Source organism: Lactiplantibacillus sp. YT640 (assembly GCF_049745435.1).
In the GTDB taxonomy this organism is placed as follows: domain Bacteria; phylum Bacillota; class Bacilli; order Lactobacillales; family Lactobacillaceae; genus Lactiplantibacillus; species Lactiplantibacillus plantarum.
Window position 1 is genome coordinate 1 of record NZ_JBMNVY010000049.1, and the last position, 10,543, is coordinate 10,543.

The window sequence follows — 10,543 nt, forward strand, 5'->3', positions numbered from 1 at the left end:
AAAACTAAGATTTAAACCACGTGCAACCTTTAATGCTGATTTAAAACGGTTAGCCAGTTTAGACAAATCTATTATTGATGAAGTTAGAGCAGCCATTGACCTGTTACTTGAGCAACAACAATTACCACCAGAATTTGAAGATCATGAGCTTAATCGGCGAATGAGCGGTTATAATGAATTTCACTTACGAGATACCCCGAAAAACAAAACACCAAGCGAAACTAACGATGTCCTGGTGGTTTATACGATTGATAAAGATGAACTAGTCTTAATTGGCATTCGAGTCGGATCGCATGATCGTTTATTTCCTGGTCAAAATCGTGCTAAAAGGTATCGAAAAAATGACAAATAGAAGAAGTTATTTTTATAATATGAAAATAAATAACCCCTAATATCTACATTATAGATATTAGGGGTTATTCTTTCAATGTTTTTGAGGGGCGATTTGGTAATTATAGACCCTGAGAGAAAATTTTAACCATCACCTTTTTCTATTTAAAAGCTCTTGTTTCAAATATTTTTCGCCTAAATAAGAAATAGTATAACCAGAATATTCATGACCCACACTATCAAACCCATTATGAAATTCCACAGGCAAATAACTTTTAAGTTCAATCATTCCAGCATTTTGTAAAGTACTAATATATATATTCCGATTATCAAAATCAACAGGTGAGCCATCAGCTTTATGGAGCTTATATAATATATTAAAATAATTATTGTCACTAGCTAGACTTTTCATATATTTATCAATTTTATGCTGACAATAAAGAATACGACATAAATTAAAAGCAAAACTAATTAATAAAATTAGAAAAATAATAAATATCCACCCACTGTAACCAGGTAGAATATTTAAACAATAAGCAACAAGAAAAACAACACCCAAGATAAAAGAGAAGGGAACATATTTATACTCAGTACAAATATCAATAAACTTACTTACAACGCTAGCCATAAAAAAACACATCACTTTCAAAAATGATTAATGGAGTAAAATCTATTCCATCATTATTAATATAGGAAAACCAACTAATCTCTTTTAGCAAGGCAAATATCCATCCTAATATACGAATTTTGATTCAAAATACTAGCTAATATTCGCTTCTATAGTTTTGTGGTTTAATTTATACGGATAGGCCTTCAAAATATCATATAGCATTTAGCTAATTAGTGTTTCTTAGTAGAAACTCTATTATACCAAGTTTGTCCCATTGAATTTTATTACGATTATTTGAGATAAACAATTTGCTAATATTATTACTAACACTTCTTTCATTTACTATCCAAAGTTTTGAGATAGGGAGCCACCATTTGGATTGAGAAATTCCTGCCCAGTATTTATCTGGGTTTGAACTACTATTTGCCATACTAGTAATTTCTAATTCAATTCTTTTATTTGTTTGTTTGCTGTGTTGCTTCAGCAGAACTGTTAAAACCAATACACTAAGGTCTGTTTGTTTTTTCTTTTTCTTGTATGCAGAAAATATTTTGGATGTTTCTTTAGATGTACCTGCTTTACCCAAGGCATAGAAGTACCATACTTCTAAATCTGTATCAGAAAAGCTATCTTCGATATAATCTAATTCCGCAAAGAGAGTACTCCAAATTTTGTGTCTAACAGCTGGTATTGCAGTAGAGACAGCTGCAGAAATAACCTTGTAAATATGCATGGATAGTATAGGCTTGACATATGTTATTTTTATTAAAAAAAGCATTAAGGATATTACTACTTTATTATCCTTAAATTTTACGTTTTTGTTTTTTACTTGATTTTTAACCATTGATAAGATGGCTTTTGCAGTAGGTATATCGCTTTCTGCTAGTACATTAATAATAGTTTCTCTTAGGACGGTGTAATCTTCAAATGAAAACTGTGATATATGTCCCTTTGTAAGAGTTTTTATTACAGGATAACGGTCTAGATGCGCTTGCTTTTGTATTTCAAAACCTTTATATATTTGAAATTTGCTGTCATTAAAAGACAACTCATATTGTCTGAATAGTTTTATTAAATGGTGTTTTATTAATTCTAAATCAGAATTTCTTTTGGAAAAAAAACGATAGTCATCAACATAGCGAGTAAAGTTAATATCTAAATTTAATTTGTCGATTAACCTAAGTATTTTTTTATCCAGTGATAATTGGAACAATTCTGCAGATATTTTGGAGGAGATTGGACCCTGTATGATCCCTTTTGTATGATCATCATTTATTTTTTGATTGTACTCATCCAACCAGTGTAGAAACTTTTTAAACTTTTCAGAATTTTCTGAATCAATAATACTAATTTGAGACAATAAATGTGTATATATGTTTTCGAAAAATTTACTTAAATCCATTTGCAAGACATATGGGTATGTTGATTCTATCTTAAAACGCTGTAGTTTGCTTTCTTTAAAAAATTTGTTTGTTCCATCGTATCCTATAAAACCAATAGCTATATCTTCTTCAACTATATCATCTTCATATAGCATAGATGAAAATAGTCCGTCTCTACCAATTATGGGGGATTCAGAATGACTTGTTTTGCCATTTAAACGTTCATCAGTAGAGTACAATTTACTGAGCGTTGAATTTGCAATAATGAGGCTGTTATATGTAAACATCAATGAATGCTTTATATTTGGGATGGCCATTGGTCTCCAAGAATCATTTATTTTTACCGTAAAAAACTTAATTGATTCAGCTGCCCAGTTATTTCCATAAATATATTCTGGAGATTTAATTCCTGGATCAAGTCTGTTAATTAATTTAGTTGATGGATCTATATCAAAAAGTGTTTTTGGGGGATTAGCCCGCAATTCTTTAATTAATTCCTTAGAAGAATGTTCAGTTATCAAATTATTAAGCAGTGGAGGTAATTGGGTAGCGAACATACCATTCAATAGAGTATATGGATCAGAATTTAGTTCAAGCAAAGAAGTATCCATTATTTTCACATCCTGACATGGTTAAATTTTATTCTTACCAAAAATGCCACCAGGCATTTTTTTGTTTTAAATCATTAGCGTTGTTCAAAACTGGCTTGTCGTGCTTACTTTGTTTAGAAGTAATAACTTTGAATTCTTCAATTTTTCTTTCAGCCATTAATTGCAATTGTTGTGATTGATCCAATAGTTTTTGCATTGATTTTAATTGTTCATCTTTATCTTTAATTTGTTTATCTTTAATTGCTAATTGCTGGTTGAGCAATTCTATTGTATTTATACTCATATTACCAGTGTTACTAGTAAATTTCTTCTCTCCAAGTTTCTGGATGTTACCACCATCAAAATGTTGCTTTAATAGCAAATATCCTGAGTTGCTGACAACTAAGGTTTGTACACCGTTCCTAGGAACGGTTTGCACATATTTTGCTCTAAAGTTTGCATCCAGTTTTTTCCTAATGGCTTGTTTTGATACACCAAATTCGTCAGCAAGTTCCCTAATGGTTTTAGGCATTGTTTCCAAACCCCTTCCGGAGTTCAGCAAGCATTTCTTGTCTTGTCTGATCTCTTATTTTTTTATCATGCTCAATCTGTCGTTCGGCTAAAATCTGTTTTTCAGTTGAGCCTAGTGGTAGGCCTTTAACTTTATCGGTAGCACGCCATTTTTCTTGTTCTGTTAATTCACCATTATTCTGGATATTAAAAAGTTTTTGACGCTCATCTTGGAACTTACCTTGAGAAAAGTCGTTTGCGTCTTTTCTTTCAGGCTTCCAAGTAAAAGTATAACCAATCACTGGTTTCCCGCGACCTTTACCATATTTTTTTCGTATAGTTAGACCTCTAAATAAAGGGGTTAGTTCTTCTTTAATTGGGCGAATGACCCTAGATTCAACGTTCGCAGGCTTACTCCAATAGCTTTGTGGAATATCTAGTAGTTCAAAGAAATCATTTTTAGAAAAATAAGCATAACCAGTGGTTCGGAATTGTTTAAGAATACGAAAAGTTGTTTTTGCGTAACTACTCTTTAAATCTCGGAACTCTGTCAAAGCATAACGAACCCAACTTTCGAGATTATTTAGAAGTTTCAACGCTTTGGGATAAATTTGAATATCAACATAAGGAACGTCTGCAGATCCCTTAATTTCAAATCGAGTGAACATGACAAACATCTCTCTATCAAGACCATCTTTACTTCGAGAGCCAAATCTAAGACCTAGTATTTTTTGATATGTACTTTGTATGTCATCAATAAACCGATTATTTGCGGTTGGCTTATAGGCACTTAACTCTTTTAACTGATCAAAGGTAAATCTAACAGTATCATCACCTTTATCACGCATTCTAGAAACTACAGAAAAGAACAAGTTCATTTCTACAGGAGTAAACCTTCGCAAGGGGATTGTATTTAATTCAGGGTCATATTTGACTAATTCATTGCTCATAAAATAACCTCCTTGAATAATACTACCTTATTTGAATACAGGAGTAAATAAATGTAGTCGATAAACAGACAAAATGTAGTCGATAAACAGACAAAATGTAGTCGATAAACAGACAAAATGTAGTCGATAAACAGACAAAATGTAGTCGATAAACTTCTGTACGCCTTGGGGGAGTAAGACGCAATAGGGGTCTAAAAGAGGTTTAAAAGAGGTTTATAAAAGAGGTTTAAAAGAGGCACCACTGTACAAGATCAAAATCTAAAACAAAAAAACAAAGGAGTGAGCCCAAAAACAGGCTCACATTAAACTCCAGTCGCTACGCTCCTTGCGCCTCACTTCGTTCGTTGCCTAAAAGGTGTGGCAAGCCACGTTTATTCGGGCGCTGACGCCCCGAACCCCGTCCAAGCTGAGCCAGCTTGACCGCTTTTTCACTCGCCGTTAGGCAGGAAAGCAAAGTTTCTATAAAACTTTGGCTTTCGCCATTTCAGTGTTAAGACTGGTTTAGAGCTGTCAATTCCTTATGCTCCCACGCTACGCTCGTCCGCTACCATTGACAGCAAACAGTTAGTTTTTCTGAATCTCAACAAGAATCTAACTGCTATATTCGTTTTTAAGGGCCTTATTTCTCGTTTCTAGCGATTTTGAGACTGTTTATATATATTTATACCAAAGCAAAAATAAAAAGCCCTCAGCAGGCTTTTAGAGGGCTAAATAACGAAGCCAGGACGATTAATAATATCGGATCTGGTGCAAACAGTGTGAGAGATGACCATCTAACCAGCTATTGNGGATCTGGTGCAAACAGTGTGAGAGATGACCATCTAACCAGCTATTGATCCTATGTTGAAGGTTATGCAGCTAACAATGCTTCTAATTCATCCACGACTGAGAACCCGATGAGACTTAACTCTCGTCGGGTTCTTTTGCGTATTGCGTGAACAATTTCCACACCGCTCAACGTTGCACTAGCGGTTCGAATGCTTTGAAAGCTTGCTGAGCGGACACGATGACGTTTAATGAATCGGTGGTCCTGTTCAATCAAATTATTTCGATATTTGGAACATTGGTGGGTTGATTTGCTCAAATAGTCTTGCTTTATCAGGTGCTTCACTGCTTTCAGTGTTGCCCGATATTGATCAGTGACTAATCGATCAGGCCGACCATTGGTCGTCAAGAGACGCTTCAAAAAGTGATAGGATGCGGTATAATCGCGGTGTTTTCGTAGCTCAAAATCCATGGTCAAACCGTTACTGTCAATAGCGCGATACAAATAGGCCCAACGGCCTTTAACTCGAATATAGGTCTCATCGATTCGCCAACTTTTAGCGTGAGCTGTTTGATGCCGACGCCATAGAGCCTTAAAGATGGGGCCATAGTGATGAACCCAACGCATGACCGTGGTGTGATGAACAGTGATACCCCGATCCCGAAGCAATTCAACGATGTCACGATAGCTGAGACTGAATCTGAAATAGTAGCCAACGGCTACTAAGATGATGTCCTTTTGAAAGTGGCGTCCCTTAAAGTGATTCATGCGCGCAATCCCTCGTTTCTTGGCACCCAGTATACTAAAATCAAGTCAGCGAGGAAAATTTGCACCAGAACCATCTCGGCTTCTTTCCCGTGGATCTTGTTATTGGTTTCAACATCAAAATCGATCCCGAACCAAGTCATCGGTTTCAAAACGCGTTCGCGCATCCCAGTATCATTTTCGCCTACACCGGCTGTGAATACGATCGCGTCGACCCCATTCATAACAGAAATATACTGAGCGATATATTTGCGGATCCGGTCGCAATAGATTTCAAGCGCCAGTTCCGCGGCCTCGTTATCTTCTTTGACAGCAGCTTCGATATCGCGCATATCGCTGGAGATTCCGGACAAACCGAGGATCCCGGATTTTGTGTTCAGGATGTCGATCATTTTATGAACATCCGTCATCCCAAGGTGATCCATCAAATAAGGCAAAAGGGAAGCATCGACGTCGCCTGAACGAGTCCCCATCGTTACGCCGGCAAGCGGCGTGAAACCCATCGAAGTATCGACAGATTTTCCGCCTTCCCATAAAAACCAAGAAAGCCTTCTAAAAAGCTTTCTTGGTTTTTATGGGTTGGAAGTTGATAACGCATTAGGACGTTATGAACATAATCTACATGTTTTGGAAACGCAAGAACTTGGTCAGTCTGAAAAAGAATACTACTTAGCCACAAGTGAAAATGGTCGCGTCAAATTAGCCACTGATCCGTTACCAAGCCAGCAAATTGCCGAGGAACAATTGAACAAGTTCTATCAGCGTGAGTTCGTTCGGTCAGCCAATTCTCGCTGAAAGAGAGATTTTTATCTGTGAAACCTAAAAGTTTTCTAGTATGATGATCCATGGAGATATCCTTTCCTGATGACTGTTGGTTTTCGTTGACTACATTTTATCAGTTTGGATATCTCTATTTCTATCCTCAAGAATAAAAAAGAGTGCTGGAAGAAAAACCCGAAGGATTTTCCACCAACACTAAATATTATAGAACCATAAAAAAGAGGCTGGGACAAAAGTCATGTCCCAGCCTCTTTTTCCGAATAAACGGTGTTTCAAAAGCAGCTTCTTCGGAAATAAGCCGAAAAATCTCAAAAATATGAGAAACTATTTTCGGATTTTTCTTCTTATTTCTTGAAGCTGGACACTTTTGTCTCAACCTCTTTATTTATGATTTTGCGCCTTGCCTAACTCAAAAGCGCAACTGTCAACGGTCCGAGGATCGTCAAGAGGATATTGCCGACTGCATACCCTGGTGTATAACTGAGGGCGAACAAACTGCTGCCGGTTTCTTCATTGATCGCGTTCAAAGCAGCGGTGATCGTACCCGCCCCAGTCAAGGAGCCGATATTATCGATCGCGTTCAGCTTCAAGACATATCGACCGAACAGCAATGTGATGAAATGCGGAAGGATCGAGATGATCGCCCCGATGATCAATACTTTCCAGCCCATCTTCACTAGGGCGCTGACAAAGTCTGAGCCGGCTTGCAGCCCGACTACCGCGATGAACAAGTTCAAACCGAGACTCTTGAAGACCCAGCGGACGGGTCCGGGGATATTGCCGATGTTGGCGTGTTTTTCTTGATACCATCCGAAGAAGAGCCCCAAGAAAAGTGCGCCGCCGCCTTCACCGAGTGTGATCGGGATATTGAAAGCTTTGACCACGATCGATCCCAAGAGAACCCCGAGAACGATCCCGATAGTCAAGAAGCTGATATCGGTCGTTTGTCCTTCAGCGATCTCATAGCCCATTTCTGGCAAGATCTTTTGCAGTGCCCGCGGAGTTCCGATAATCGTCAAGCGGTCACCGCTGCGCATCGTTGTCAGATCGGTAACTTTTTTGCCGTCGCGTTCGACGGAGGTGATCATCAAGCCGCTCTTGACCATATCTTGCAAAGCATGGAAATTAAAAGCATTCGTCAACATCACATTGATCGTTTTCAATTGGATATTACGATACTGTTTGTTTGAAACTTCGGTCGTTCCATGACTTTGTTCCAACTGTAAAAATTCTTCCATATTGCCCACGACCACGATCTCGTCGCCTGGCGAAAGGACCAAGTCGCTGGTTGCCGGGATGCTTTCTTCCTTGCGCAGCACAGCCTCAACAACAAATTCATAGTGATATTGTTTTTCGATTTGCAAGATCTTTTTGCCGACAATCGGAGAATCGTCTCCCAGCAAAAATCCTCTGACCCGCACAGAACTAGTCAATGGCGAAAAACTTCCGGAAGTGAAGTTGAGTTTTTCTGCCAATTTTTTCGTTTCTTCTTTCAAATCGACGTGCAGGATCGCTGGCGCGATATTCTTCAAGAAGACCAGCACCCCGACGGTCCCGAAAACATAGGTCAAAGCATATGCGATCGCGACTTCCGAGTTGTAGGCTGCCTTAGCAGCTGAAGAAATATCAAGACCATTGATCGACGAGTTGGCAGTCCCGATGACCGCCGACTGCGTTAAAGCGCCGGCGATGATCCCAGCCGCTTCGCCAAGGTCGACTTTGAATAGTTTAAACAAGACCATCGCGATCGCAAACGCAACTACCGCGAAGAAGACACTTTGGCCAACGAGCTTAAGTCCGGTACTCTTCAAACTGCGAATAAATGAAGGTCCGACTTCATAGCCGATCGTAAAGATAAAGAGATCGAAGAAAATGCTTTTGACAAGCGGATCGATCTTAAAAGCTCCGATTTGACCGATAATAAGCGCAATGATCAAGACCCCGACCGTCGAACCGACGGAGAAGCTTTTGATCTTGAAACGCCCCAGCAGATAGCCTAGGCTCAGACTAAGAAATACCGGAATGATCGGATTGGCAAGCAAATAATCCACAATTGCTTTCATCACTATCCACCCCTATTTTTGTGCTTCAAACGTTTGATAATATTCATCAAGCAGTTCCAGCACTTGACGGCCGATCAAGCGATAATCTTCCGTCGGCAGGTTCGCCTCAGAAACCCGCAAATCGCCAGGTGCTGCACCGAACCCGACACCATCCATCAATACAACGCCGTTCTTCTCAGCCAATTTCAGCAAGAAGTCGACTTGTTCGAAGTTGTCTGCCAAGTATTCGCGGAACGCTTTGCCGTGACGCTTTTCAGCCAATTCGTAAATATCGATGATCGAATAATATTTCGCAGAAGTTTCGCTGTTGTCTTCCGGATACGTCAAGGCTTTATGCAAGTCGTCGTAGCGTTTATCGATCAATTTGTTCGAAGCTGCGATATACGGATCGTTTTTCGTCTTCTCAACCAAATGCGTCAAGCTGAAGAGGACTTCCATGATCTGCTGCGGTGTTGACAAGCCAGAAGTATGATACAAGCCGATCGAACGGGAATCCGCTACCATCCGGTCGATGAATTTCATCTTTTCGGGTTCCAAAACAACAAGACTGTAACGTTTTTCGAGTGCTTGTTTATCTGCTTGCGGAAGTGCCGCGATCAATTTATCAAAGACATTGTCCTTGCTGACACCGATCACCCCTAAGCGCCAGCCGGTCGCTCCAAAGAGTTTCGAGTAAGAATAAACAAGCAAAGTATTTTTCGGTGCGACACTGTAAACTGTTTGGAAATCGTCAACGAACGTTCCGTAAACATCATCAGTAATGATCATCAAGTTCGGATTCTTCGCAACGGCTTTTTTGATTTCATTCAGTGCTTTTTGGTCAAATGCTTTGGAGCCTGGGTTGCTTGGATTGACAATGAAGAAAGCTTTGATATCGGGATCCTGTAATTTGTCGATCTCTTTCGGCGAAACTTCCCAATTATTTTCTTCTTTCGAGCCCAAGTCGATTTCGACCATTTCATAGTCGTTCAAGGCTGGGATTTGGATGTACGGCGTAAAGATCGGCGTGTTGAGCGCGATCTTGTCGCCCGGTTTGATCAATTTGTTTTCTTTCAGCGAATTGAAAATATAAACGATCGCTGCAGTCCCACCTGCTGTTGGGAACAATTGCGTTTCATTTTCCAAATCTTCTCCGTGATACAAGACAGATTGCAGATAATGATTGATGATCGTTTCGGAATTTTTCAGGATGCGGCTTGGGACCGGATAATTATTGCCGATGACGCCATCCACAAATTCTTTTACGACTTCATCGCGGTCCAAATGCAGTTCGTCTTTGATATAACTCAAGACGTTCATCAAAAATTGATCGGTTTCGTTTTTATCTGGATCGAGGAATGTTTCAAAACGTTCGCGGATCCCGTCTTTTTCGGTATATCCGGCTAAATCGCCGTCTTTCATTGTGCGTTCTGATTCAAGGACCCCAAATTCAACGATGCGAGTGAAAGCCAAACGGGCTTTTTTATTGATCCAGTTCGGGTTTCCGCGGCCAGCATTCAAAAAGATATTATTTTTTTCGTTTTTTTGTGCCAATGACAGCATTTTATTGCTGATTTCAAAGGCACCTAAATGTTCCAGCTGCTTTTCATCATTCTTGTTGATCTTGTCCATTTTCTTCTTCCTCCTCGTTTTCTTTATAAATTCCTTAAGTTATCTACCAACCCATCGTAAAGTGGATGGACTTATTGTGCAAATAATAACTCTTTTGCATAAGAACGTGTTTGGATACTTTGACATTCGATTTGATTTTAGTTAAATTAGATCAAAAACAGGAGTTTTTAATCCATGAAAAGCTTT

Annotated in this window: 8 protein-coding genes and 2 pseudogenes; 2 read left to right on the forward strand and 8 right to left on the reverse strand. The window is 39.1% G+C overall.

The window, feature by feature from the left end; translation table 11 throughout:
* Positions 1-352: type II toxin-antitoxin system YafQ family toxin (locus ACOV1R_RS14885; RefSeq protein ID WP_423766170.1), on the forward strand; the 352-nt coding region annotated here is incomplete at its 5' end.
* 129 nt (positions 353-481) lie between these two features.
* Here the strand turns inward: ACOV1R_RS14885 and ACOV1R_RS14890 are convergent.
* The 6 genes and pseudogenes from ACOV1R_RS14890 to ACOV1R_RS14915 all read right to left on the reverse strand — a co-directional run.
* A complete protein-coding gene (locus ACOV1R_RS14890; protein ID WP_217203368.1) occupies positions 482-958 on the reverse strand; it encodes a hypothetical protein in 477 nt (158 codons plus the stop codon).
* Positions 959-1,166: 208 nt separating this feature from the next.
* Complete coding sequence (locus ACOV1R_RS14895; protein ID WP_217203370.1) at positions 1,167-2,933, reverse strand: RNA-directed DNA polymerase; 1,767 nt, start codon at positions 2,931-2,933, stop codon at positions 1,167-1,169.
* Between the two features lie 34 nt (positions 2,934-2,967).
* Positions 2,968-3,444: a hypothetical protein gene (locus ACOV1R_RS14900; protein WP_020923862.1), complete on the reverse strand. Its 477-nt coding sequence runs from the start codon at positions 3,442-3,444 to the stop codon at positions 2,968-2,970.
* A complete protein-coding gene (locus tag ACOV1R_RS14905) occupies positions 3,437-4,372 on the reverse strand; it encodes a replication initiation protein (protein WP_217203372.1) in 936 nt (311 codons plus the stop codon). Before ACOV1R_RS14905 ends, ACOV1R_RS14900 begins: the two co-directional genes overlap by 8 nt.
* Positions 4,373-5,222: 850 nt before the next feature.
* Entirely contained in the window at positions 5,223-5,906 is a 684-nt protein-coding gene (locus tag ACOV1R_RS14910) for an IS6 family transposase (protein WP_022669498.1), read from the reverse strand.
* Positions 5,903-6,433 (reverse strand): annotated as a pseudogene (locus ACOV1R_RS14915) (acetate kinase); the annotation flags it as partial. The pseudogene ACOV1R_RS14915 and the gene ACOV1R_RS14910, both read right to left, overlap by 4 nt.
* Before the next feature lie 13 nt (positions 6,434-6,446).
* Here ACOV1R_RS14915 and ACOV1R_RS14920 point away from each other — a divergent pair.
* Positions 6,447-6,698, forward strand: a pseudogene (locus ACOV1R_RS14920) (hypothetical protein); the annotation flags it as partial.
* Between the two features lie 389 nt (positions 6,699-7,087).
* On the opposite strand, the gene aspT reads toward ACOV1R_RS14920, so the two are convergent.
* Both aspT and ACOV1R_RS14930 read right to left on the reverse strand, forming a co-directional pair.
* Positions 7,088-8,746, reverse strand: a complete 1,659-nt coding sequence (aspT, locus tag ACOV1R_RS14925; RefSeq protein ID WP_216765697.1) for an aspartate-alanine antiporter — start codon at positions 8,744-8,746, stop codon at positions 7,088-7,090.
* A 12-nt stretch (positions 8,747-8,758) separates the two neighbouring features.
* Complete coding sequence (locus ACOV1R_RS14930; RefSeq protein ID WP_217203374.1) at positions 8,759-10,357, reverse strand: bifunctional aspartate transaminase/aspartate 4-decarboxylase; 1,599 nt, start codon at positions 10,355-10,357, stop codon at positions 8,759-8,761.
* Positions 10,358-10,543: the final 186 nt, after the last annotated feature.